The 26,272-nt window shown below is 51.5% G+C and carries 18 protein-coding genes, 1 pseudogene and 1 riboswitch; of the genes and pseudogenes, 14 read left to right on the top strand and 5 right to left on the bottom strand.

What is annotated here, in order from left to right; translation table 11 throughout:
• Positions 1 to 79: 79 nt before the first annotated feature.
• Complete coding sequence (locus tag R70331_RS23285) at positions 80 to 1,381, top strand: NCS2 family permease (protein WP_042179611.1); 1,302 nt, start codon at positions 80 to 82, stop codon at positions 1,379 to 1,381.
• 109 nt (positions 1,382 to 1,490) lie between these two features.
• Positions 1,491 to 3,695: a HelD family protein gene (locus R70331_RS23280; protein WP_042179608.1), complete on the top strand. Its 2,205-nt coding sequence runs from the start codon at positions 1,491 to 1,493 to the stop codon at positions 3,693 to 3,695.
• 136 nt (positions 3,696 to 3,831) lie between these two features.
• On the opposite strand, the gene R70331_RS23275 is transcribed toward R70331_RS23280, so the two are convergent.
• Positions 3,832 to 5,865 (bottom strand): methyl-accepting chemotaxis protein, encoded by a 2,034-nt coding sequence (locus tag R70331_RS23275; RefSeq protein WP_042179605.1) that lies wholly within the window; start codon positions 5,863 to 5,865, stop codon positions 3,832 to 3,834.
• A 530-nt stretch (positions 5,866 to 6,395) separates the two neighbouring features.
• Between R70331_RS23275 and R70331_RS23270 the strand changes: the two genes are divergently transcribed.
• The 9 genes and pseudogenes from R70331_RS23270 to R70331_RS23230 all read left to right on the top strand — a co-directional run bounded on the left by R70331_RS23270 (position 6,396) and on the right by R70331_RS23230 (position 20,337).
• A complete protein-coding gene (locus R70331_RS23270) occupies positions 6,396 to 6,677 on the top strand; it encodes a CD3324 family protein (protein WP_039876272.1) in 282 nt (93 codons plus the stop codon).
• Positions 6,678 to 6,809: 132 nt separating this feature from the next.
• The gene (locus tag R70331_RS23265) at positions 6,810 to 8,114 is read left to right on the top strand and encodes a replication-associated recombination protein A (RefSeq protein ID WP_042179602.1); all 1,305 of its coding nucleotides are present in this window, start codon (positions 6,810 to 6,812) and stop codon (positions 8,112 to 8,114) included.
• A 410-nt stretch (positions 8,115 to 8,524) separates the two neighbouring features.
• Positions 8,525 to 11,256, top strand: a pseudogene (locus R70331_RS23260) (glycoside hydrolase family 9 protein).
• A 31-nt stretch (positions 11,257 to 11,287) separates the two neighbouring features.
• Entirely contained in the window at positions 11,288 to 14,272 is a 2,985-nt protein-coding gene (locus tag R70331_RS23255; protein WP_081947879.1) for a glycoside hydrolase family 48 protein, read from the top strand.
• Positions 14,273 to 14,626: 354 nt separating this feature from the next.
• Positions 14,627 to 15,643: an ABC transporter ATP-binding protein gene (locus R70331_RS23250; RefSeq protein WP_042183123.1), complete on the top strand. Its 1,017-nt coding sequence runs from the start codon at positions 14,627 to 14,629 to the stop codon at positions 15,641 to 15,643.
• Complete coding sequence (locus R70331_RS23245; RefSeq protein WP_042179597.1) at positions 15,630 to 16,565, top strand: ABC transporter ATP-binding protein; 936 nt, start codon at positions 15,630 to 15,632, stop codon at positions 16,563 to 16,565. The genes R70331_RS23250 and R70331_RS23245 overlap by 14 nt, the downstream gene beginning before the upstream one ends.
• 5 nt (positions 16,566 to 16,570) lie before the next feature.
• Complete coding sequence (gene opp4B / locus R70331_RS23240) at positions 16,571 to 17,533, top strand: oligopeptide ABC transporter permease (protein ID WP_042179593.1); 963 nt, start codon at positions 16,571 to 16,573, stop codon at positions 17,531 to 17,533.
• A gap of 30 nt (positions 17,534 to 17,563) precedes the next feature.
• Positions 17,564 to 18,469, top strand: coding sequence for an ABC transporter permease (locus tag R70331_RS23235; RefSeq protein ID WP_042179590.1), 906 nt, complete (start codon positions 17,564 to 17,566; stop codon positions 18,467 to 18,469).
• Positions 18,470 to 18,492: 23 nt separating this feature from the next.
• Positions 18,493 to 20,337, top strand: a complete 1,845-nt coding sequence (locus R70331_RS23230; RefSeq protein ID WP_042179587.1) for an oligopeptide ABC transporter substrate-binding protein — start codon at positions 18,493 to 18,495, stop codon at positions 20,335 to 20,337.
• 125 nt (positions 20,338 to 20,462) lie between these two features.
• Here R70331_RS23230 and mnmA read toward each other — a convergent pair whose 3' ends face one another.
• Complete coding sequence (gene mnmA / locus R70331_RS23225; protein ID WP_042179585.1) at positions 20,463 to 21,590, bottom strand: tRNA 2-thiouridine(34) synthase MnmA; 1,128 nt, start codon at positions 21,588 to 21,590, stop codon at positions 20,463 to 20,465.
• 323 nt (positions 21,591 to 21,913) lie between these two features.
• Here mnmA and cymR point away from each other — a divergent pair, with 323 nt between their 5' ends.
• Positions 21,914 to 22,333, top strand: a complete 420-nt coding sequence (gene cymR, locus R70331_RS23220; protein ID WP_042179583.1) for a cysteine metabolism transcriptional regulator CymR — start codon at positions 21,914 to 21,916, stop codon at positions 22,331 to 22,333.
• Positions 22,334 to 22,405: 72 nt separating this feature from the next.
• Here the strand turns inward: cymR and R70331_RS32445 are convergent, their stop codons facing one another.
• Positions 22,406 to 22,606 (bottom strand): DUF6199 family natural product biosynthesis protein, encoded by a 201-nt coding sequence (locus R70331_RS32445; protein ID WP_042179580.1) that lies wholly within the window; start codon positions 22,604 to 22,606, stop codon positions 22,406 to 22,408.
• Between the two features lie 148 nt (positions 22,607 to 22,754).
• Positions 22,755 to 22,815, top strand: a riboswitch (Fluoride riboswitch).
• A gap of 66 nt (positions 22,816 to 22,881) precedes the next feature.
• Here R70331_RS32445 and R70331_RS23210 point away from each other — a divergent pair.
• Positions 22,882 to 24,207 carry a voltage-gated chloride channel family protein gene (locus R70331_RS23210; RefSeq protein ID WP_042179577.1) on the top strand — a complete coding sequence of 442 codons (1,326 nt, stop codon included), beginning with the start codon at positions 22,882 to 22,884 and terminating at the stop codon, positions 24,205 to 24,207.
• A 273-nt stretch (positions 24,208 to 24,480) separates the two neighbouring features.
• On the opposite strand, the gene R70331_RS23205 is transcribed toward R70331_RS23210, so the two are convergent.
• A complete protein-coding gene (locus tag R70331_RS23205) occupies positions 24,481 to 24,666 on the bottom strand; it encodes a hypothetical protein (protein ID WP_042179574.1) in 186 nt (61 codons plus the stop codon).
• A gap of 244 nt (positions 24,667 to 24,910) precedes the next feature.
• Entirely contained in the window at positions 24,911 to 25,579 is a 669-nt protein-coding gene (locus R70331_RS23200; protein WP_042179571.1) for an SOS response-associated peptidase, read from the bottom strand.
• Positions 25,580 to 25,674: 95 nt separating this feature from the next.
• Between R70331_RS23200 and R70331_RS23195 the strand changes: the two genes are divergently transcribed.
• Entirely contained in the window at positions 25,675 to 26,145 is a 471-nt protein-coding gene (locus R70331_RS23195) for a 2-thiouracil desulfurase family protein (RefSeq protein WP_042179568.1), read from the top strand.
• Positions 26,146 to 26,272: the final 127 nt, after the last annotated feature.

Here is a 26,272-nt window from a genome sequence, read left to right as displayed (position 1 = left end):
GTTTTCCGCTCATTACGATTACGGGACTGCTAAACCGGGTAATAGCGGGCGGAACTTAACTATCAGTGGAGGTTTTTACATGAATTCGAATTTTTGGCGGAATAGCGTGGGTCTTGAGCCTGGAGATGACTGGAAACGGGAATGGGCTGCTGGAATCCTATCTTATTTTGCCTCTGTATATATTGTTATGGTTAATGCGGCGATTCTGCATGATGCAGGCATGCCGCTGCGTGCGGGAATGGTGGCGACACTGCTGACGGCGGTTACTGGCTGTCTGCTGATGGCCTTCGGCGGCAAAACGCCGATTATAGTTGTGCCGGGCATGGGGATTAACGCGTTCTTCACCTATACACTGGTCCATTCAATGAAGCTGGACTGGCGCGAAGCGCTGGCGGTTGTTGTGCTGACCGGGGTGCTGTTTGCCGTTGTGGCGTTCACATCGCTGTACCGGATTCTCAGTGAAGCCATACCCCATAACCTCCAGCATGCGATTACTGTCGGGATCGGATTGTTCCTGACCTTTATCGGCCTGCAAAAAAGCGGAATCGTCATCGCCCACCGCACGACCTTCGTCGCTATCGGGCACTTTAGTGATCCGGCGGTTATTACCTCCTGCGTGACGCTGGTTCTGGCATTGGTGCTGTTCATCCGCGGAACGCGCGGCGGGCTGCTGATCAGTATGATCGCCGGCACGGGGCTGGCCTATCTGCTTGGAGCGGCACATAAGCCGGAAACGGCGGAAGCAGGCCATGTGTTCACCGGTTACGGTGATGTGTTTGCCGGCATGGACTGGAGCGGAGTCATCAGCCTCGTGTTCTGGATTGCCGTGTTCCTGCTGCTCCTGATTGTCGTATTTGAAAATATCGGGCTGATCTCCTCCCAGACCCTTATGGCCGGACGGCCGGAACGGTTCAAGAGCAGCCTGCGGGCGCTCTCCCTTGCCAATATTGCAGCCGGCCTGTTCGGCAGCAGTCCTGTGGTCGCGGCCGCAGAATCGACGGCAGGCATCGCGGCGGGCGGCAAATCCGGCTTGACCTCGCTGGTTACCGGGCTGCTGTTCGGGACGACCTTCCTGTTCATTCCGCTGCTGGCTTACGTGCCGGACAGCGCTATTGCCCCGATCCTGATTGTTATTGGCGGCCTGATGGTGCAGAGTGTGCGGGAAATGGACCTCAGCGACATGACCGAGCTGTTTCCGGCCTTTTTAATTATGGTGATGATTCCCTTTACGTACAGCATTGTGGACGGAATGGCCTTTGGCTTCATTACCTATCCGATTGTGAAGCTGGCAATGGGGAAAGGCAAGGAGGTTCCTCCGGCACTGTACGGTATTGCGGGACTGTTCGTAGCCAACTTTGTGCTGCACGCACTTATGGGTTGAGGATTATTCTGGATTTCCTGAAGTTGATGTGCTATGATGGGAATCCTTTTTGTGTAAGTGATATCAGCCTTGCACGGGGTAAATCAAAACTTTTAGGAGGTAACTGAAAATGGAGGACAACTTTCAAAGTGCCTATCAAGAGGAAGAAGACAGGCTGAACAGCACGCTTACCGAAATTGACTCAATTCTTACAAGGCTGAGGAACACTCCGGTGTACACAGGACACGATTATACGGAGCAGGTGCTGGAGGATTCCAGGGAGCAGCGGCGCAAGGATCTGGCCAAGCTCGTACACGAGCCTTATTTCGGACGCCTTGACTTTCAGGGCAGCGGTGAGGGAGAGGCGCAGCCGCTCTATATCGGCAAAATCGGCGTGGACAGCGAGCAGGTAAGCGACCGTCCGCTGGTCATCGACTGGCGTGCACCGGTAGCAAGCCTGTTCTATTCTTTTACCGGGGGAACCGACCCGGCCTCATATGAAGCGCCGGAGGGGCTGATTGAAGGGCTCGTGTATCTTAAGCGCAACGTAGTGATCCGTAAGCAGATTCTGGAACGGGTTGCGGATACATACAACCGGAACAGCGACGCGCCAGCCGTGTCCGATGAATTCCTTGTCTACCGGCTGGGTGAGAACAAGGACAACCGGCTGCGTGATATCGTCTCAACGATCCAGGAGGAGCAGGACAGAATTATCCGCGCAGTGAAGAATACAGCGCTGATTATCCAGGGGGTAGCAGGCAGCGGAAAGACTACGGTTGCCCTGCACCGGCTGGCGTTCCTGCTGTATCAATACAAAGACCAGGTCTCTGCAGAGAAAATGATTATATTTGCGCCTAACCGGATGTTTCTGGACTATATTTCTGATGTGCTGCCTGAGCTCGGTGTGGGCAACATTGCCCAGAGCACCTTCCCGGACTGGGCTGCAGATGTGCTGAACCTGGAGCTGCCTGAACAGAACACGGCAGAGACGCTGAACCGCTGGTTTGAAGCTGAGGGCGGCATGCCGGCTATCACAGAGGAAACACCGGGCCGCTTTAAAGGCTCAACAGCCCTTATGGGGATCATTGAGTCATCTGTCCGGCTGCTGGAGAGCGGAGCGGTTCCCGAAGGGGATTTCATCCCGTGGGAAGGCGCTGTGCTGCGCCGTTCTATGATCCTGCGCTGGCATGATGAGGAGTACGCTCCTTATCCGCCGCTGAAGCGCAAGGAACGGGTAATGGCGCGGATTCACCGCTGGATTGAGATGGAGCTGAAGAAAAGCCCGTCAGCAGCAGCGCTGAAGGAACGGAAGAAGAAGGCGGCTGCCCGCGAAAAGACCTATGGCGGCAAATGGCCGAAATATGACCCGCTTATGATCTATAAACAGATCTTCCGGGCAGCCAAGGTGCCTGTGGACTGGCCTGCGGAAGCCTCGGAGCTTATTCCGCGGAGCGTGCTGAAGGAAACCGCAAAGGATCTCAAAAAAGGTATCCTGCGCGAAGAAGATCTGCCGCCGCTCCTCTATATCCATTATCTCCTCAGCGGCAATGAGGGCACCGAGCGCTTTGACCACATCGTAATTGATGAAGCACAGGACTTCTCGCCTTTCCAGATTGCCGTACTGGATTTATATGTGAAGGGACATTCGTTCACAATCCTCGGGGATCTGTCGCAGGGAATCCATGCTTATAAAGGGGTGCACGAATGGTCTGAAATGCAGACTCTATTCGCCCCGGAACATACAGCTTATCATGCACTGACGCGAAGCTACCGCTCAACGATGGAGATCATTGAATTCGCCAACGGCATCCTGTCAGCCGGTGTACAGAGCCCGCTGCTGGCTGTACCGGTGTTCCGCAGCGGTAACCCGGTCCGGCTGATCGATTACAGCGGTGAAGCGCCTAAGGCTGTCTCTGGCGCCTCTCAGCGGCTGCATGCAGTAAGAAGCGCGCTGGAATCGCTCTCCGGGCGTGAGTACCGCACAGTGGCTGTGTTGACCCGCAGCCTGCGCGAAGCAGAGGAGCTGTACACGGAACTGGCCGGCCAATTTGCAGATCTGCACCTCATTGACGGGAGCATGACACATTATCACGGCGGGCTGTCGGTGCTGCCGGTCTATCTGTCGAAGGGACTTGAGTTCGATGCTGTTATCCTGGCCGATGCCGATACCGGCCATTACGGTGCTGCGGCCTGGGACGCGAAGCTGATGTATGTCGGCTGTACCCGTGCGCTGCATGAATTGTGGCTGCTGCATGGCGGGGACCTGCCTGTCTATGTACAGACGGCAGGAGAAGAGACGGTTTCCGGCTGGCCGGAAACCGCCGCAGATCAATAAAGATATATAGAAAAGGACCGCCCTGAACATAATGTACAGGTGCGGTCCTTTTCTATTCTTGGGTCCCCTAGAAGGACCCGGGTAACCTTTAAGGGCTAAAGCCAATCTTACGGGAAACTTTGTATCTGGTTGGCCTTTATAATCCTTTGCTGCTGTCATTCTTTCCGCTGAAGCGGAACTGCTCCACCTGCTGCTGCATATCCGCTGCCATGCCGGACAGGGCAGTGGCCGATGAGGTGATCTCCTCCATCGAAGCAAGCTGCTCCTCTGTAGCTGCTGTCACGCTCTGGAATGAATCCAGTGCAGCTTTGGCAATGACAGCCATTTCCTGCACGGAAGCGGCTACTTCAGCCGAACTGGCGGACATCTGCTCGGTAATTGCCGAGACTTCATGGATCTGTTCACCGACATGGCGGGTAGACTGCTCAATCTGTACGAAGGCTTCATTGGCTTCCAGAGTAAGATTCATTCCCTGCTCCACGTCTGCGGCCACTTTGAATCTCATCAGATCATATGCACTGGAGATCAGCCCGACCATTTCGGAGATGGTCTCCTGGATATCTCCCGCACTTGTCCTTGTAGCTTCCGATAGCTTCCGGACTTCCCCGGCGACAACGGCAAACCCTCTGCCGTGCTCCCCTGCCCGGGCTGCTTCAATGCCTGCGTTCAGCGACAGCAGATTGGTCTGCTTGGCTATGGCGGATATCGCGGTGCTCGTCTCAGCCACCTTAGTGCTCAGTGTATTGAGCTGGGCAATCAGACTGCCGGATTGATGAACGGAATCACGGATCGTCTGCATCTGCTCGCCGACATGCTGTACCTTTCTGCTGCCTGTGTTAACATCCTGTTCTGTCAGTACAGCAGAGCTGACGATGGACTGGGAGGCGGCGGCGATTTTTTGGATAGCTGCTGACATCTCATCCATTGTTGTGGCAACCTCTGAGGAAGCGTACGCCTGGGTTTCAACGCCGCGGGTGGATTCCTCCACCAGCTCGGTAACATATTCGACAGCCCGGCTGTTCTCGCTGGTGCTGGCGGTAAGCTGCTCACTGGCGGCAGCCAGGTGCCCCGAGGTCTCGGCAACCTCCTGGACCATGGTCCGGAGGGAGGCGACCATCTTGTTATAATTGGCAGCCAGCTCGCCGATTTCATCTGCACGGCGGGTGTGCACTGCTTCATCCAGATAACCTTCACTGACTCTTTTTGCCGAAAGATTCAGCTGGATGAGCGGGGCGGTAATGTTGCGGATGATGATAAAGGTGGCGGCTGCAGCCAGAATAAGGGCAACAGCAAGTACAACTGCTGACTTCAGCAGAATCGGATAGACAGCATGTGCATATTCATCCTCAGGCAGCACGGCAATCATCTTGAATCCGCTCAGATCGTTGGTGATATAATAACCGGCCATTTCAGTCCCGGTGATGTCATCCTTATAAGCGATTTCACCTGCAAGCCCGCCGGCCAGTGCAGCTGTCTGTACTTCACCTATGGTTGTGCCCGCCTCCAGGGAAGGGTGATAAATAACCTTATTCTGGCTGTCCAAGATATACACGTATCCCCTGGAACCGACACTTACATTCTGGGCAAGCTCCATGAGCTCTGAAAGACTAAGGCTTATTGTAATAGCCCCCCGGCCGTCAGGCAGGGCCCTTGAGATCGGCAGGATAAAACTGTCCGTAACCCGGGAGAAAATCGGATCGATCAGCGAGGCTTTTTCCGGAGTCTTCAGTGATTGGATATACCAGTCCCTTTCACGAGGATCGTAATCCTCAAGCCGTGAGTCAGGGGAGAACATGTATTGGCCGATGCTGTTTCCGACTGCTACGATATCGATTTCAGGATGCTCAGACTTGAACTGGTCAATATGCTCCCGGATCGAATCCGCATTTGCACCGGTGTTCATATCACTTGACGGAAGCTGATAAGCCAGGCTGTTTACATTCGCAATTTCCAGCCGGACAAGCTGGGACAGTGTTTTATCCAGCAGATGGATGCTTGAATTTGTCGTCTCCTCCATTTTGGAGCGCAGCTCCGTTTCAGAGGTTGATGTGGAGATCACCGTCAGAGCCAGCGAGGGCAGAAGAATAGCAGTAATCATAAACAGCATCAGTTCAGTCCGGAGTTTTTTTAATTGAAAAATACGCTTGAATACGCGCCATATTGCCGCCATAGTATATTCCCCCTAAAAGTTGTATGAGCATAAGCTTTTATAATCATGAAGAAATGCATATTTAAATACTTATTTCGACATTAATCGACCCAATAATTAGTTTTTCTACATAAATCATTTTCCGGTTCTGGTGAAGAACGATTATAACTGTTCTTGATCTTGTATCCCCCGGGCAGCTATGGCTTAATAATAAGTGTCCGGCCGGGCAAGATTACTTCTGGAAGGAGGCTGAGTGAAATGATTTCAGTATACGAGGTGGTTTCCGTCTAAGGGCGGAAATCCTGTTTACGGGGAGGCCGCAAGGCCTCCCTACTTATACCACCTGACAGCGGTGCAGGTGTACCCCTCAGAGGGGAACTGGAAATAAAAATGAGAACGAATGTAGACGCTAACCATAGGGTTTTATATAATGAACTTACGGTATTTACCAAATATGAGCTGAAGAAAGGAGGCAGGTGCAATGATTATTACTTTAGATGCGGCAATTGACGGACACAAAGGGACACACCTGTTGAAGGAGGAAACACAACGTGAGTTATGTAAATGGGAAGGATGTGCTCCCCCCGGGCCTGCTCGAAGAGCTTCAGGGATACATTCAAGGTGAATTGCTCTACATCCCGAAGAAGACGGAGCAACGGGTAAGATGGGGTGAGAACAGCGGCTCCAGGCAGGAGATTGCCAGCCGGAATAAGGAGATTTTCTGCAGTCACAGCAGCGGCTGCTCGGTGAACGAGCTGCAGAAGAGATACCACCTCTCGGAGGAAAGCATCCGCAAAATTATTTCAAAAATGCGGCTGGCGATGAACCGCTAGCCTGAAATTTGAACAAAGAGCATGACGCCCGCTTAGCTTAGCGAGGTCATGCTCTTTCTATGTTTTGTGGTATGATAGGGAGAGGTATTCAGGTGCGGCTAGCCTGAAAGTTAACAGCAAGGAAGTGGATTTATGGACTTATTCTCACTCGGAGACAATACCGGAGGCGGCCGGCTGCTGGCAGACCGTATGCGTCCGCAGAGTCTTGATGAATATATCGGCCAAGAGCATATCATCGGGCCGGGCCGGCTGCTTCGCCGGGCGATCCAGGCCGATCAGGTCTCGTCGATTCTCTTATATGGGCCTCCGGGCTGCGGCAAAACGACGCTCGCCCACATCATTTCTAATCATACGCAAGGGGAATTCGTGCGGCTGAATGCGGTTGAAGCCTCTGTCAAGGATGTGCGCGAGGTCATCGAGCGGGCCCAGAGCAACAAGGCGCTGTACGGCACGAAGACAATCCTGTTTCTGGACGAGGTGCACCGCTTTAACAGCTCGCGTCAGGATGCGCTGCTGCCGGCCGTCGAGAAGGGCACGATTATTTTTATCGGCGCAACGACAGAGAACCCGTTCCATTATGTGAACGGGGCCCTGATGAGCCGTTCTACACTATTCCAGCTGGAATCGCTGACCAGCGGACACAGCATGCAGGCCATGCAGCGGGCGCTTGCTGATGAGCAGCGCGGGCTTGGCTTTATGCGGCTGCAGGCTGACGAAGATGCACTGCTGCATATTGCAGCGATGGCGAACGGTGATATCCGCCGGGCGCTCAACGCACTGGAGCTGGCGGCGATGACTACGGCGCCGGAGCCTGACGGCAGCGTGCATATCACGCTGGCCGTGGCGGAGGAATCAATCCGCCGGCCGATTGTCAAGGCGGACGAGTCTACCCAATACGACGTGCTGTCCGCCTTTCATAAGAGTATCCGCGGCTCCAGCGACGCCGCGCTGTTCTGGTTCTTATATGCCGTGGAGAAGCTCGGGATGGACCCGATGACCTTTATCCGCAGGCTGATTGCCGCCTGCAGCGAGGATATCGGCCTGGCGAACCCGCAGGCCATGGTCCAGGCTGTCAGTGCGCTGGACGCCTACCGCAATAACGGCTGGCCGGAAGCGCGGCTTAATGTAACACAGGCCATTCTGTTTGCGGTGGAAAGTCCAAAGTCCGATGCGGTAGTTACGGCTATTGCGAAGGTTATGGATACCATTGAAGAGCTCAAATCCGCTGAGGTACCGCTTCATCTGCGCGATACCCACTATAAAGGCGCGGTAAAGCTCGGACACGAGGGCTATCAGTACCCGCATCATTTCCCCGGCCATTATGTCCGGCAGGAATACCTGCCGAAGCCGATTGCCGGCAAGGTGTTCTATGAGGCAACCGAGCAGGGAAACGAAGCAAAGATCCGGCATAATCAGGGGCTGCGGCGAGGGCAATAAGAAGGAGATCAATCCTTGCTTCCGCTGGAGAATAGACTAATGAAAAAGAACCGCTGCTTGGCCGGAGGAGGCTGGTATTCCTTTGGCACAAGGAGCGGTTTTTTTTGAAAGATAAGAAAGTCAAATTGAATTCAGCAGCGGTTCGCATGATTTGCGCATAATTACAAAAGTTACTATAATTTTCTAAAATACTACTATAGTCATATAGAAAAACATTCTTATTTATGGTATATATTTACATAGAAAGAAAAACATCCTAAGAAATTCTCCAAGAAGAGCAAGTTGAAAGAGAGGTGGAAGACTTCTTCTGACAATTTATTCGCTGTAATGGATGGTCCATCTGGGGAGGCGCTGTGCAGATATGCTATTGAACAGAAGGGAAAATATGAATTGGAGGGAGCAGGGCTAAGATGGGCAAAGGGATCAGGAAAGGCTGGGCTTTATCCTTGAGCTTTATGTTAGCGGTTACATTAACCGGAACTGCCGTTCATCCGGCTGTGGGAACAGCGGCGGCAACCGGCTATAATTATGCAGAGGCACTACAGAAATCTATTTATTTTTACGAAACGCAGCGTTCCGGCGAGCTTCCGGAGAACAACCGTGTAGAGTGGCGGGGAGACTCCGGGCTTCTGGATGGTGCTGATGTCGGTCATGATCTGACCGGCGGCTGGTATGATGCCGGAGATCATGTAAAGTTCGGATTTCCAATGGCCTATACGGCAACGATGCTGGCATGGTCGGTCTATGAGTACAAGGACGGCTATACACAAGCTGGTCAACTGGAGGAAATCCTGGATAATATCCGCTGGGCGACCGACTATTTCATGAAGGCGCATACCGCTCCGAATGAGCTATGGGGGCAGGTTGGCAACGGGACGGCGGATCATAATTGGTGGGGAGCGGCAGAAGTAATGCAGATGCAGCGTCCTTCCTACAAAATTGACGCTGCTCATCCCGGCTCTGATCTGGCAGCAGAAACGGCTGCAGCGCTAGCCTCAGCCTCGATCATCTTCAGGGATTCGGATGCCGCATATGCGGACGAACTGCTGCTGCATGCAAGACAGCTCTATACGTTTGCGGATACCTACCGCGGCTCCTATTCGGACAGCATTACCGATGCCAAACAGTATTACAATTCATGGAGCGGCTATGCCGACGAATTGAGCTGGGGCGGGGTGTGGCTGTATCTGGCGACCGGTGAGCAGACGTATTTGGATAAGGCCGTGGCCGCCAGCAATCTGTGGGGCACGAATCAGTCAGGGCAATGGGGCTATCAGTGGACACAGTCCTGGGATGATAAGCATTACGGAGCACAGCTGCTGCTGTCGCGGATAACCGGGGACACGAAGTTTATTCAATCCACCGAACGCAACATGCAGTACTGGACTACCGGCGTAAACGGAACAAGCGACCGCGTAGCATACACCCCCGGCGGACTTGCACATCTTGATCAGTGGGGAGCACTTAGATATGCGGCCAACCATGCTTTTCTGGCATTTGTCTACGCGGATTGGGTCAGCGACCCTATAAAAGCGGAGCAGGCACGCACATTTGCTGAACGGCAGATTACCTATATGCTGGGCGACAACCCGCGTAATAGCAGCTATGTAATCGGCTTTGGCGATAATGCGCCTGAGCATCCGCATCACCGGACTTCCCATGGCTCGTGGAACGACAGCCAGTCGACTCCGGCCAATCACCGTCATATCCTTTATGGTGCTTTGGTGGGGGCCCATCCAAGACGGATGCCTATACCGATACCATCAGCGACTATGTCTCCAATGAAGTTGCAACCGATTACAATGCAGCATTTACAGGAGCCTTAGCCAAAATGATGACACTGCACGGCCAGGGACAGCAGCCGCTTTCCTCCTTTCCTGCAGCTGAAACACCGGAGGATGAAATGTTCGTTGAGGCCTCTGTGAATGCCAGCGGAAGCAATTTTGTGGAAATCCGTGCAGTCATTAACAACCGTTCCGGCTGGCCTGCCCGGGCCAGTAAATCAATGTCATTCCATTACTACCTGGATCTTAGTGAAGCAGTTGCAGCCGGGTATGGACCTGGGGACATTACAGTTACAGCTGGCGGATATAATCAGGGGGCAACGGTATCTGCACTCCTTCCGTACGATGAGGCGAATCATATTTATTACACCAAGGTGGATTTTACCGGAACTCTGATTTATCCGGGAGGCCAATCTGCTTACCGCAAGGAAGTTCAGTTCCGGATTGCCGGACCGCTGAATACGGCGTTCTGGAATAATTCGAATGACTTCTCTTATCAGGGAATAGCGGGCACAGGAGCTTTACCGGTTAAAATGGCCAATATTCCAGTATTTGATGCCGGAGTTCGTGTATTTGGCGAACTGCCGCCCGGAGGCGGTCAGCCGGGTGAACCGCAGGTGCCGGCACGTCCTTCGAATGTTGCAGCTACGGCCGGGAATGCCAGCGTCAGCCTGTCCTGGAATACGGTCGGCAGTGCAACCGGATACGTAATCAAGCGGGCAGAGGTAAATGGCGGACCGTATACTGCTATTGCTAATGTGGCAGGAGGCACCTACACAGACAGCAGTGTGGTTACCGGAACGACTTATTATTACGTAATTACTGCATCTAACAACGTAGGAGAGAGCGTATCATCTCTTCAAGTCAGTGCCACACCGCAGGATGTACCGCCTCCGGCAACCGGTGATTTGCGGGTGGAGTACCGTAACAACGATACGAATACCGGAGACGGACAGATGCGTCCGCAATTGCGTATCGTGAACACGGGCACTACAGCAGTGCCGCTGAGCGGGCTGAAGCTCCGCTACTATTTCACCGTTGACGGGGACAAGCCCCAGCAATTTCATTGTGATTATGCGGTGGTTGGGAGCGGTAATGTGAACGGAACGTTTGTCAAGCTGGAGCCGTCCAAGAGCGGGGCGGATTCTTATCTGGAAATATCTTTTGGCGCGGGTGCGGGAAGTATTGCTGCCGGAGGCAACAGCGGAGAAATTCAGGCGCGTACCAATAAGACGGACTGGAGCAGCTATAACGAAAGTGATGATTATTCCTACAGCGGTACACAGCAAGCTTTTGCTGAATGGAGCAAGGTGACATTGTACCGTGACGGAGCACTTGTCTGGGGACTAGAACCATAATTTATCTAAGAGAGGAAGCTTGCCTACAATGATGAAATTGAGCTTATGTAAAAAGCCTATTTCCTTTATCATGTCCTCGATTCTGTTTCTCTCCCTTGTCAGCGGTCTGATTACCGTGGGTCCTCAAACCGTCAAAGCCGCTTCGGCGGAAGAGACACGGTTTCTGCAATTGTACGCCCAACTGAAGGATCCGGTTAACGGGTACTTCTCAGCAGAGGGTATCCCCTACCATGCAGTAGAGACGCTGATGAGCGAAGCACCCGATTACGGGCATATGACGACCTCGGAAGCCTACAGCTACTGGATGTGGCTCGAAGTTCTGTATGGCTACCATACCGGGGACTGGGGCAATCTGGAAGAAGCCTGGGACAATATGGAGAAGTATATTATCCCGGTAAATGAAGGCGATGGCGTGCAGGAGCAGCCGACAATGAGCTTTTACAATCCGAACAGCCCGGCCACATATGCCTCTGAATATGCCCAGCCGGATCAGTATCCCAGCCTGCTAAGCGGCAAGTATACGGCAGGGAAGGACCCGCTTGATGCCGAGCTGAAGGCGGCTTACGGCAACAATCAGACCTACCTGATGCATTGGCTGGTGGACGTGGACAACTGGTACGGATTTGGTAACCTGCTCAATCCGTCCCATACTGCTGCCTATGTAAATACTTTTCAGCGGGGCGAGCAGGAATCCGTGTGGGAAGCAGTCCCGCATCCATCCCAGGACAACAAAGCATTCGGTAAAACGAATGAAGGCTTCATGAGCCTGTTCACCAAAGAGAGCAGCGTGCCTTCCGCCCAGTGGCGCTACACCAATGCCACTGATGCTGATGCGCGGGCTGTGCAGGCGATGTACTGGGCCAAGGAGCTCGGCTACAACAATACCGTTTATCTGAATAAGGCTAAGAAGATGGGCGATTATCTCCGGTATGGCATGTACGATAAATATTTCCAGAAGGTTGGCAGCGCCGCTGACGGAACTCCCGAAGCGGGAACCGGCAAGGACTCCAACCAATACCTGCTCGCCTGGTACACAGCCTGGGGCGGCGGACTCGGCTCAACCGGGAACTGGGCCTGGAGAATCGGTGCCAGCCATGCGCATCAGGGCTATCAGAATGTAGTTGCCGCCTATGCGCTTTCTGATCCGGATGGAGGACTTGTTCCGTCCTCGGCCACGGCCGGACAGGATTGGAGCAATTCCCTGAAGCGCCAGCTGGAATTCTATACCTGGCTGCAATCTGCCGAAGGTGCAATCGCCGGCGGTGCAACCAACAGCTATGACGGCGCTTATAAAGCTTATCCTGCCGGTACGAGCACTTTCTACGGCATGGCCTATGACGATGCTCCGGTCTATCATGATCCCCCGTCCAACAACTGGTTCGGGATGCAGGCGTGGAGTGTTGAGCGCGTAGCAGAGCTGTATTATATTCTCGCTTCAAGCGGAGATACTTCCTCTGAGAACTTCCAGATGGCCAAACAGGTTATAGAGAACTGGGTGGACTGGTCTTCGGATTATGCTTTTGCCGGAAGCAGACCGGTGACAGATGCAGAGGGTTATTATCTGGACAGTGCGGGCAACCGCATTCTCGGCGGAGACAATCCGCAGGTAGCTACAGTGGCTGCTCCGGGAGAGTTCTGGATTCCCGGAAATGTGGAGTGGACGGGCCAGCCGGATACTTGGACAAGCTTCGCGGGCAGCGACGGCAACAGTAATTTAAAGGCCGTTACGAAGAACCCAAGCCAGGATACCGGTGTGCTTGGCAGTTATATTAAGGCGCTTACCTTCTTTGCAGCCGGTACACAGGCTGAGCACGGCAGCTATACCGCTCTTGGCGGGCAGGCGCAGCAGCTGGCTAAATCCCTGCTGGATACCGCCTGGGGCTATAACGACGGTGTAGGTATTGCGACAACGGAGAGCCGCGGCGATTATTTCCGTTACTTCACCAAGGAAGTCTATTTCCCAAGCGGCTGGACAGGGACGTTCGGACAGGGTAATACGATTCCGGGCAGTGCTACAGTACCTTCTGACCCTGCCAAGGGTGGAAGCGGAGTCTATGCCAGCTATACAGATATCCGTCCGGATATTGTGAATGATCCCGATTGGCAGTATCTGCTGGATAAATACAATACCTCTTACAACACCGTTACCAAGCAATGGGATAACGGAGCACCCGAATTTACCTACCACCGTTTCTGGTCGCAGGTAGATATGGCAACAGCCTATGCCGAATATGACCGGCTGATTAACAAAAGTAACGGACCGGTAGAGCCGGCAGCTCCCAAAGCTCCGTCCAAGCCTAATGCGGCTGCAGGTGACAACAGCGCTCTGCTCAGCTGGAATAAGGTAAACGGTGCGGACAGCTATACTGTGAAACGTGCGGTTACGAGCGGAGGCCCCTACACGAATGTGGCTTCGGTTACGCAGGCTACTTACAGTGACAATACTGTAGTGAACGGAACGACTTATTATTACGTCATCAGTGCCTCTAACAGTGTCGGAACGAGCCCGGATTCTCCGGAGGTGAGCGTCAAGCCGGCAGCGGTACCTATTCCGACCGTAGGAGATCTGGTGGTACAGTACAAGACCAGTGATATGAATCCGGGGGATAGCCAGTTCCGGCCGCAACTGCGGATCGTGAACAACGGAACAACTTCGGTGGCGCTCAAGGATGTGAAGCTGCGCTATTATTACACGATCGACGGCGAGAAAGACCAGCAGTTTAATGTGGATTATGCGACACTGGGCGGAAGCAATGTGCTCGGAAGTTTTGTGAAGCTTACTCCTGCGGCAACGGGAGCGGATTATTATGTGGAAATATCTTTTACAGCAGGTGCGGGAAGCCTGGCTCCGGGAGCCAACACCGGGGAAATCCAGCTCCGCATCAATAAAACCGACTGGAGTAATTATAACGAAGCCGGCGACTATTCATATGATCCGTCCAAAACCTCGTTCACAGACTGGGAACGCGTGCCGCTGTACTTGAACGGTACACTGGCATGGGGGCTGGAGCCTTAATGCTGTCTAAGTCTTAGAACCAAAAGCCGCAGGTTCCGGTACATTCGGGCTTGCGGCTTTTGCTCTACTGCTTATCTTTACCTCATGCTGATATGCAAAATAAATGAAAAAAATGACGAAATACCCTGACTCTGAAGTCGGATTTTGTCGTATTTGTCATATTAATTGACATGAAAATATTTTTTTATAGAAAAAAGATTGATAATTTACCATGAGTCAATTAGAATAAACTCTAACATTCAGGGATTGCTTCCATAATAATCCTAAATTATAATCTATAGTTCTTTGGTGGGGTTACTGTATGTAACATAAATGTCCCGTCCAACTAAAAATCCTGGTGTTAGGGTGATGAATTTGAGTGAAGACTTACTTCGGATTGAGAATTTAACGACATCCTTCAGAATTGCAGATCATTATTACGCTGCAGTTGATGATGTGACGCTCACGGTGAAGAAGAATGAGATTCTGGCTATCGTAGGAGAATCGGGGTCGGGCAAGAGCGCCCTTGCTTTCTCTATAATGGGGCTGCACACAAAGGCAAGAATTGAAGGGAAAGTAAATTACAAAGGACAGGATATTGTCCAAATGTCCCCCGGCATGCTGAATAAGGTCCGCGGCAAGGAAATGTCGATGATTTTTCAGGACCCTTTGGCTGCATTGAATCCGCTGATGATTATAGGCAGCCAGATCGATGAAGTCCTGCTGCTTCATGATACAGGCCTCTCCAAGAAACAGAGAAAAGAAAAGGTGCTTGATCTGTTGACCAAAGTGGGCATCCCCCGCCCTGAACATACATACCATCAATACCCTTATGAATTATCCGGCGGTATGCGCCAGCGGGTTATCATCGCTATCGCGATTGCAAACGGACCGCAGCTGCTGCTTGCCGACGAACCTACAACGGCATTGGATGTAACCATTCAACTGCAGATTCTTGAGCTGATCAAAAAGCTTAAGGAGGATATGCAGGCAGGCATTATCCTTATCACCCATGATCTCGGGGTTGTCAGTGAAATGGCCGACCGTGTGGCCGTTATGTACGCAGGCCAAATCGTAGAGATTGCCGATATTTACACACTTACCTCTAATCCGCAGCATCCGTACACAAGATCCCTGTTCAATTCCATTCCTACTGTAAAAGAAGTGAAGTCAAGGCTGCACGTTATTCAGGGGATTGTGCCTTCGCTCAAGAACCTGCCGCGCACTGGCTGCCGCTTTGCTGGAAGAACGCCTTGGATTGATGCTTCTGCGCATGAGGAGAATCCGCAGCTTCACGAAATTGCTCCGGGCCACTTTGTCCGCTGCACCTGCTACAGACATTTTCATTTCCCGGAGAGCGCGGAGGAGGTAGGCACCGATGGCATTGCTTGAAGTTAAAGATCTGCAGGTTCACTTTCCGATCAGGGGCGGGCTGTTCAGCCGCCAGGTTGGCGAGGTTAAGGCGGTTGACCGTGTCAACCTTTCAATTGAGGCCGGCCAGACCTACGGTCTTGTCGGTGAATCCGGTTCAGGCAAAACAACTACCGGCCGCGCTATTATCGGCCTTAATCAGATTACAGGCGGCAGCATTTTGTTCGAAGGTGCAGATCTGGCTTCCAAAGGTGTACGCAAGCAGAACAATGTCCGCCGCGATGTGCAAATGATCTTCCAGGATCCGTACTCCTCACTCAATCCAAAGAAACGCGTAATGGATATTATCGCCGAGCCGCTGCGCAATTTCGAGAAGCTGTCCCCGCAGGAGGAAATGCGGAAGGTGCAGGAGCTGCTGGAGCAGGTCGGACTTAGTGCGGACAATGTTCTTAAATATCCGCATGAATTCTCCGGCGGCCAGCGCCAGCGTATCGGAATAGCCCGGGCGATTGCCTTGAAGCCCAAGCTGATTATTGCCGATGAGCCTGTCTCGGCACTTGACGTATCGGTTCAGGCGCAGGTGCTGAACTTCCTGCGGGATATACAGAAGGAGCTGAATTTGACGTATTTGTTCATCAGCCACGATCTCGGTATTATCCGGCATATGTGTGACCGTATCGGCATTATGTACAAGGGGCGCCATGTTGAGGAAGGGACCCCTGAGGATATTTTTGACAATCCCCGGCATATTTATACCAAGCGTCTCATCGCCGCAATTCCGGACATCGATCCTCTACAGCGTGAGGAACGGAATGTTTTCCGCCGGTCCGTAAGTGAAGAGTACGACAACGCCTACCGGAGCCACTTTGATCAGGGCGGCCTGGCTTACCCGTTACGATCCATTTCCGATACCCATATGGTGGCTATGCCCGAGAAAGGTTGAGACGTATGTGGAAGATTATTGTACGAAGATTGTTAATTATGATTCCCCAGGTATTTCTGTTGAGTATTCTTGTATTCCTGATGGCCAAAGCTATGCCGGGCGATGCACTTACCGGGATGCTTGATCCGAATATTGATCCGGCAGCGATTGAGGCAATGCGGGAAAGGCTGGGTCTGAATGATCCTTGGCACATCCAATACTGGAACTGGATCAGCAATGCTGTCCAAGGCGATCTGGGCCAGTCCTTCAACTTCAAAATGCCGGTGACCGAGCTGATCGGCCAGCGGATGATGAACACCCTGTGGCTGTCGCTGGCTACACTGATTCTTACATATCTGATTGCCATCCCGCTTGGCATCCTCAGCGGACGCTTCAATGATACATGGGGTGACCGCCTGATTACCGGCTATACCTATATCGGATTCGCTGCTCCCCTGTTTATTGTAGCGCTTGTAATGCTCTGGATGTTCGGCTTCTATTTCTCCTGGTTTCCGACCGGGGGAAGCGTATCGCCAGGTGCGGTTCCAGGAAGCTTCAGCTATGTACTCGACAAAATTTATCATTTGCTGCTGCCGGCCTTATCTATCGCTTTAATTACGACTGTAGGTACGGTCCAGTATCTGCGTAACGAGATTATTGATACGAAGCAGAAGGATTTCATTCTTACCGCCAGAGCAAAGGGAGCTTCTGAATCGCGGGTGTATAACCGCCACATTCTGCGGAACTCACTGCTGCCGATAGCCGCCTTTTTCGGATATGAGCTGACAGGGCTCATCGGAGGAACCATCTTTGTAGAGAGCATCTTCAGTTATCCCGGCATGGGACAGCTGTTCCTGGGCTCGATCGTCATCCGCGATTTCACCGTGGTGACGGCGATAGTGCTGCTGTATGGGATTGCTACCATCGTCGGTTCCCTGCTGTCTGACATCATATTAAGCATTGTTGATCCGCGCATCCGGATTAAATAAGGATCAGAACCTATACTGAGGTGAAATGAAATGGCAAACTCAAGCGCTGAGCTCCCGCTCCCGCACAATATCGAAAAAAGCCCGTCAGGCTGGAGCATTATCTGGCGGGAAATTTTTAGAGATAAGCTGGCACTGACTTCCCTGATCTTTCTGGCTCTGGTCTTTCTCGGAGTGTTCGGGACTGCCCTGTTCCTCAACCAGCAGGAAATTGTAAAGGTTGATCTGTTCTCTCTATATAAAAAGCCTTCCGCCAAGTTCTGGCTGGGTACCGATTACGGCGGCCGTGATGTATTCGGACAGCTTATTATCGGCACACGCAACTCGCTGAGTATCGGTATTATGGTCACCCTGATGACCGGGGCTATCGGAATTACGGTCGGGCTGGTTTCCGGATACTTCGGCGGCATTATTGATAATCTGTTCATGCGTCTGGTCGACTTTTTCATGATTCTGCCGATGCTGATGATGGTCATTGCTTTTGTAACAGCCGTTCCGAAATACAACACATTGACCTTTTCGCTCATTATGACAGCATTCCTGTGGATGGGGATCGCCAGGCTGATCCGTTCCAAGACACTGCAGGAGAAAGAGCTCGAATATGTCCAGGCTTCCCGTACACTCGGCTCTTCCCATCTTAAGATTATCTTTAAGCAGGTGATGCCGAACCTCAGTTCGATTATCATCGTAACGATGACGCTGAATCTTGCAGCTAACATCGGGCTTGAGTCGGGGTTATCCTTCCTTGGCTTCGGATTTCCCGAAAGCACACCGAGTCTGGGTACGCTTGTCAGCTATGCCCGCAACCCGCAGACTCTGCAGTCCAGATGGTGGATTTGGTTACCCGCATCACTGCTGATCCTGGTGTTGATGTTGAGTATAAATAATGTCGGTCAGGCGCTGAAGCGTGCGACGGACGCAAGACAAAGAAAAGGATAAATATAAGGGAGGAAGAAACAAGTATGACAAAAAGAAAAACCGCAAAGACCATGCTGGTCAGCCTGATGCTGGTCCTGTCGCTCGCAGTAACTGCCTGCGGCTCCGGCAACAATGAGGCTGCTAAGCCTTCAGCAACCACTGCCGCTACAGATGCTGCTGCTACTGCCGCTCCTACAACTGCACCTGCATCAGAGGACGGGCTGTACAACATCGCAGATTTCAGTAATGTTAAGACGAATCAGGGTGAAGCGATTGAAGGCGGAACACTCAACTATGGCCTTGTATCTGATACTCCTTTTGAAGGAACGCTGAACTTTAACTTCTATTCCGGGAATCCGGATTCCAAGGTTCTTGAATGGTTTGATGAAGGCCTGCTGACTTGGGATAAGAACTATGTATACACCAATGACGGAGCAGCAACCTATGAAGTCTCCGAAGACGGTCGTACCTTTACCTTTACTATCCGGGACAATGTGAACTGGCATGACGGCCAGCCTGTGACCGCTGAAGACTGGCTGTTTGCCCATGAAGTCATCGGTAATCCGGCTTATGACGGTCCGCGTTACGGCTCTGACTTCACCAACATTGTCGGAATGGAAGAGTATCATGCCGGCACTGCAAAAACGATCTCCGGGATTAAGGTTCTTAACGAGAAGCAACTGGAAATCACTTATGTCAAATCTACGCCTTCCCTGCTGACAGGCAGTATCTGGTCTTATCCGCTGGCTAAGCACATCTTTGGAAATATGGATGTAGCCAAAATCTCTGCTTCCCCTGAGGTCCGTCAGAAGCCAATCGGCTTCGGTCCGTTTAAAGTGGAAAGCATTGTACCGGGTGAATCTGTTGTCTATGTTAAGAATGAAGACTACTGGCGCGGTGCTCCTAAGCTGGATAAAGTTGTGTTGAAGGTTGTTCCTCCAACTACAGTTGTGCAGGAGCTTAAAGCTGGAAACATCGATCTGGTCGACAGCTTCCCGATTGACCAGTTCCCTGATAACTCGGGTCTGTCTAACGTGGAATATCTTGGTGCAGTTGACCGCGCTTATACGTATATCGGCTTCAAGCTTGGTAAATGGGACGCAGCGAAAAGTGTAGTTGCACCTGATCCAAATGCCAAAATGGGAAATGTAGCTCTGCGTAAAGCAATGTGGCAGGCAGTTGATAATGATGCTGTCGGCAAAAACTTCTACCATGGCCTGCGCTGGAATGCAACAACACTGATTCCGCCATCCCATCCTGAATTCCATGATGACAGCAATCCTGGTATGCCTTATGATCCGGAAGCAGCAAAGAAGACACTTGAGGATGCAGGCTTCAAAATGAACGGTGAATTCCGGACCAATCCGGACGGTACTCCGTTGACTATCAATTTCATTTCTATGACCGGTTCGGATATTGCTGAGCCGCTGGCCCAATATTATGTGCAATCCTGGAAAGCAATCGGCCTGAATGTCACGCTGGAAATGGTTGAGTTCAATACTTTCTATGACCGTGTAGGCAGTAATGGTGAAGATGATCCTTCGGTTGACGTCTACCAGGGTGCTTGGACAGTGGGTATCGACGTTGATCCGCAAGGACTCTACGGCCGCGATGCTATTTATAACTTCCCGCGTTATGCGAATGATGAGAGTGACCGTCTGATGGCAGAGGGTGTATCTGAAGCGGCATTTGATGTAGAGAAACGTAAAGAAATCTACAAAGAATGGCAGGCGCTGATGGTTGAAGAAATTCCTGTGTTCCCAACCCTGTACCGCGCTGCGCTTGTACCGGTTAACAACCGTGTCCTGAACTACGCTATCGGTGATGGAACCGGAATCTATCTTAATGAACTTGCCGTATCCGCTGATAAAGGGATTGCAGCAAAATAAGTCATTCCAGCAGTAGTCTGTATTGAGCAGATTCAATAACAAAAATCCCTTTGGCATACGCCAAAGGGATTTTTGTGCTCTTGCTGATATTGCAGCTTATGCAGACTATAGCTACAGGGCAAGGATTACCCCTGCGGCTGCGGCACAACCTTCTTCGCTGCTTCAATCGTTCCGCCGCCCAGACACTGCTCGCCCTGGTAGAATACAACCGCCTGCCCTGGAGTGATAGCCTTCTGCGGCACATCAAACAGAACATCCAGGCTGCCGTCTTCCCGTGCAGTCAATGTAACACCCTGGTCGGGCTGGCGGTAGCGGAATTTGGCTGAGCATTTCAGCGGAGCATCACCAGGCGAAAGTACCTGTCCGTCAATCCAGTTGATGCCCGAAGCAATCAGGCTGGTGGAGTACAGGCTGTGGTGCTTGTCTCCCTGTACAACGTACAGAATATTCTTCTCAAGGTCCTTCTCGGCAACGAACCAGGGCTCACCGTTACCGGAGCCTCCGATTCCCAGCCCCTGCCGCTGTCCCAATGTGTAGTACATCAGGCCGTCATGTCGGCCTTTGACTTCGCCGGTGGCAATATCGACCATATCGCCGGACTGTGCCGGCAGATACTGGCTGAGGAATTCGCGGAAGTTACGTTCGCCGATGAAGCAGACGCCGGTGCTGTCTTTTTTCTTAGCAGTATACAGGCCGGCTCCTTCAGCAATTCTCCGTACTTCCGGCTTCGGCAGATGGCCAATCGGGAACATGGCCTTCGACAGCTGGCTCTGGTTCAGCGCGTTCAGGAAATAGGTCTGATCCTTATTGTTGTCTACGCCGCGCAGCAGCTTGAACAGACCGTCTTCTTCAACTACACGCGCGTAGTGGCCGGTTGCCACATAATCCGCACCGAGCTGGAGCGCCTTGTTCAGGAATTCCCCGAACTTGATCTCCCGGTTGCACATGACATCCGGGTTAGGTGTCCGGCCAGCCTTATATTCATCAAGGAAATAGGAAAAAACTTTATCGAAGTATTCCTTTTCAAAATTAACGGTATAGTAAGGAATATCAATCTGCTCACACACACGGCGCACATCCTCAGCGTCGGTCTCGGCAGTACATACTCCGAATTCGTCGGTATCATCCCAGTTTTTCATAAAGATGCCGATGACGTCATAACCCTGCTGTTTGAGCAGAAGCGCCGTAACGGAGGAATCGACTCCCCCGGACATGCCGACGACGACACGTGTATCCTGTTTAGCCTTTGTCATTCCAATCACCATTTTCTATGCACAAAATACCGGTTATCTAAACTGAACACCCGGCTCATTTCGTATTATAACATACCTGTCTACCCTAAAACTGCCTGGGAACAGAGGAATTTGGTACAGAAACAGCGGAGATTTTGACAATTTGTCCACCACTGGCGAACATTCCGCCAAAAAAAAGACTTTTACGCTGCAAATGTGTCCGCAGATATGATAACATAAGCATAGAGCAAACATCGGAATACGTTGATATGACATTTCTCATAATGTCTTCTTAGCTTATTGTGAACTACAACTGCAGCAATTAAACCGAAAGAGGTGCCCCTTTGAAAATATCAACAAAAGGACGTTACGGATTAACCATTATGATGGAGCTTGCCCTGAAATTCGGCGAGGGCCCAACCTCCCTGAAAAGCATTGCCGAGAAAAACGGCCTGTCCGAGCATTATCTGGAGCAGCTGATTGCGCCGCTGCGCAATGCCGGACTGGTAAAAAGCATCCGCGGAGCCTACGGCGGATATATTCTGTCCCGCGATTCAGCTACCATCACCGCCGGAGATATTATCCGGGTGCTGGAAGGGCCGATTTCACCGGTCGATTTCACAGAAGAGGACGACCCGGCCAAACGCAACCTCTGGCTGCGTATCCGTGACAGCATCGCAGACGTGCTTGATTCGACTACATTGTCTGACCTGATTAATTATAAAGAAGAGAGTAAAGCTGATAATTACATGTTCTATATTTAACAGGAGCTAAGATCTGCTGCATGGTGAGGTTGCTTTGTTATATGGAGATACACCATTCATTTAGATAATCTGTTAACTAAACATTGACGGCAAAAAGAAGATTAAAAAAATGATAAGGACGATAACACTGCTTATTCTACTCATCATAAGGTAAGCATCACTGGGTTCGCTGTCCCCTTTTATCATCCAACCATAACGCATGTGCCACCCTAATGCCGGAAAGAATATATTCAGTAGTGCAAGGAGCACAAAAAGAAAAGCGAAGATTACCATATTCTCCAACTCCTTTAAGTTGTGATAAACACCTCACTGTAATGAATTACGAAAAAACAGCTTAGAAGTTTCGCAAGTTGGCCAGGGAGGCGCTCACGCTAAGTCTTGAGCGTTGACGTTTCCCTAACAAAATATTACAATAGTACACGAAGATAAGGGCGATGGAGTTCGCCATTAACTGCCGCGAGGCTAATGACTCCTACCAGCGAAGCACTTTTCCTGGTAGGAGTCTATTTTTTTATATCCTTAATTTTACCATGGAGGGAAGAAAGGCAATGGCCCGGTGGAAGCAACGATGGTCTGATAGAACTGAAAAATGGTGGTTTGCCGCAGCAATAAGCACTCTGCTCAAATGGGTGATACTGGGCAGCGGAGTGGGAGTGCTCGCCGGTACAGCATCTGCTTTTTTTCTGAAAAGTCTGGATTACGTGAGCGGAGTCAGGATCGCTAATCCATGGCTGCTGTTCCTGCTTCCGCTTGGAGGGGCGCTGGTCAGCCTGCTCTATTCCAAGTACGGGGGCAGCAGCGCGAAGGGGAATAACCTGATTCTGGAGCAGGTGCATAACGCAAGTGAGGCCATACCGCTGAGAATGGCTCCGCTTGTATTGATCGGCACACTGATCACCCATCTGTTCGGCGGCTCTGCCGGGCGGGAGGGGACAGCGGTGCAGATGGGCGGAAGTCTGGCCGAGTGGTTCGGAAGAATGCTCAGGGTGAAGCCTGCCGACCGGAGAATTCTGCTTATTCTCGGGATCAGCGGCGGATTTGGTTCGATTTTTGGGACACCATTGGCAGGAACCGTATTCGGCCTTGAGGTGCTTGCAATCGGGCTGATCAGCCAGGAGGCGCTTATTCCGGCGTTTATTGCCAGCTTTACCGGAAATCTCACGGCAGCTTCACTCTGGGGTGTTACACATCTGCACTATCCGATCGGCGAGATACCAGCGCTTTCTGTGCCTGTGCTGCTCAAGGTAGTGCTGGCCTCTGTCCTGTTCGGGCTGGCAAGCGTACTGTTCAGTGAACTGACGCATGCGCTGAAAAAGGGGTACACCTACCTGTTCCGTAATCCTGTGCTGAAAAGCGCCGCCGGCGGTATAGTGATCATTATTCTGGTATATGCTCTGGGAACAAGAGATTATCTCGGGCTGGGGCTGCCTCTGATTGAGGATTCGTTTACCGGGGAGGTCACGCCGTTTGCTTTTATGGGTAAGCTGGTCTTTACTTCATTGACGCTTGGAGCCGGCTTTCAGGGCGGGGAGGTTACTCCTTTATTTGCAATTGGAGCCACATTGGGGCATTCGTTAGCAGGGCTGCTGCACCTCTACGGCCCTTTTCTGGCCGCGCTCGGGTTCATCGCCGTGTTTTGCGGTGCCGCCAATACGCCAATTGCCTGCTTTCTGATGGGCATTGAATTATTTGGGGGAGACGGGGCGGTATACTTCTTTATTGCCTGTCTTGTGAGTTATTTATTCTCAGGACATACGGGGATTTACACTTCCCAGCAGATCGGCATTTCCAAAAGTCCGCTCTGGTCCTTTTCGCAAGGGACAACATTAGCCAGAGCAAGGCAGCACAAAAAGAAGAACGGCAGCCCCTTGTAAATGCCCACATCAATATTTATCCTGGGCTTCTTAATAGGAAATTTACCGTGTTCTTACCTGTACGTGACATTCCGGAAACAAACCGCTGCTAAACTATGAATATCCCCAAAAGTATGTAACGTTCGTTCATGTCCCTCTTGAAGCCCTGCCGTTGTCGGCGGGGTATTTTTTGTCTGCTGAAAGCTCGGGAGGAGATGCATGGGTCACTTGAGGCGTAATATTTAGGAGGAAGGATGTGTGGAGGGTATGGCTGCAGAGATGCAGGATCCGGGATTATAATCTTTTGTATCGCTTAATGGTCCAGAACGGCAGCGTTAACAGACCCGCATCAGTCTTGAACTCGAAGGAGTTTGCTGTGTGGCCTTTTTCGCCTGTGCCTTTGTATGTTTCACCGCTAATCAGATGAATCTCAAGCAGAGCTCCTTCAGAGATCGCCTGTTGAAGTTTTGAATTTTGCAAAATAAGGTCTCCTTACTATACGCTGTTTGAAAGAAATACTATGAGTTTTATTAAACCAACGCTTTGCTGTTTACTCGCGAAAAATGATATTTGACAAAGTTGTAATGTTTCTGCTGATAGGGTATCAGATTGTACATGACCAGTAAGTCATAATGGTATCTATGTAGTTTAGTACATAATGCGTAAAAATTGAAACTCTCCAAAAGAGCACTCCCTGAAAAATTATGCAGCCGCGGGTATACGCTCAGGCTTCCTTAACAAGCTCCGGGTAATCATTTCTTACATTGCCTACTGCCGCGGATACGGGGTAAGCCGTCATTTGAGCGGCATCGTAAGGCTTAAGCAGCCGAAGCAGGGAAGGGATATCCTTGTTGCTGCGGTCAAGCCAAAACGCTTCAGCCCCGGGTGAAAGAATAACCGGCATCCTATTATGAATGTCAGCCATAAGACTGTTCGCTTCGGTCGTGATAATGGTGCAGGTGCTGAGCCGGTTGCCGTCAGCATCGACCCGTATATCATACAATCCTGCCAGTGAAAAAATACTGCGGTCCCGCAGCGTAATCCGCATCGGCTGCTTGCCGCCCTGAAGCTGCTTCCATTCATAGAAGCCGTCTACAGGAATGATGCAGCGCCGCGAAGGAATCAGTCCTTTAAATGCAGGTTTCTCCAGCAACGTTTCAGCGCGCGCATTGATCATCTTGCTGCCGATACGGTCATCTTTAGCCCATGAAGGGACCAGTCCCCAGCGGAGCTCGCCCAGCCTGTTGCGCCTGCCGTCATGAATAACTGCAGGAATCTGCTGTACCGGTGCGGCATTATACTTGGGCGAGTAGTTAATCAGCGGACTACCCTCTATAAAATAACGCAGCATCAATTCGTCCAAGGTTACAGTAATGGTATATCTTCCGCACATGTCCGATCAGCCTCCTATTTACGCCAAAACTATTTGTTATTATAATTCATGCTGTATGTATACGTGAAGTGCAGATAAGAGAAGGGGGAAATACTGTGATTCTGGTAAGCTCCTGTCTGGCAGGAATGAAAGTCAGATATAATGGTACAGATTGTCTGGAAAAGAGTCTGAAGACGCTCTTTGACGGCGGACAGGCGGTTGCAGTCTGCCCCGAGCTGCTGGGCGGGTTCGCAACGCCGCGGGAACCGGCCGAAATTGTCGGCGGGACTGGCAGGGATGTGCTGGACGGCAGAGCCAAGGTAATAGACCGCTCAGGAAAAGAGGTTACCGCGATGTATCTGGAGGGAGCACGTATTACTCTGGATACTGCGCTCCAATTCGGCGTGTCCACCGTAGTGCTCAAATCAAACAGCCCATCCTGCGGAAGTGTCATGATCTATAACGGCGAATTTACAGGTGTAAAAATCCCCGGTGAGGGTGTTACCGCCGCCCTGCTGCGGAGAAACGGTATTGAGGTCATTTCCGAGCAGGAGCTTGCGGACAGGCTGGAAGAATTAGGGCTCTAAAATAAGCTTTTAAATACTATTAGCGGACCCATATATTTCTATACATCAAACCAGTGTTTTTAGGGGATATGCCCGTTGATACATGTTACAATATTGTGTTCTTTACCGGGTGGTAAAAGACCGCATT

This window comes from Paenibacillus sp. FSL R7-0331 (genome assembly GCF_000758645.1).
In the GTDB taxonomy this organism is placed as follows: Bacteria; Bacillota; Bacilli; order Paenibacillales; family Paenibacillaceae; genus Paenibacillus_AQ; species Paenibacillus_AQ camerounensis.
This window is presented reverse-complemented; position numbering and strand designations above follow the sequence as displayed.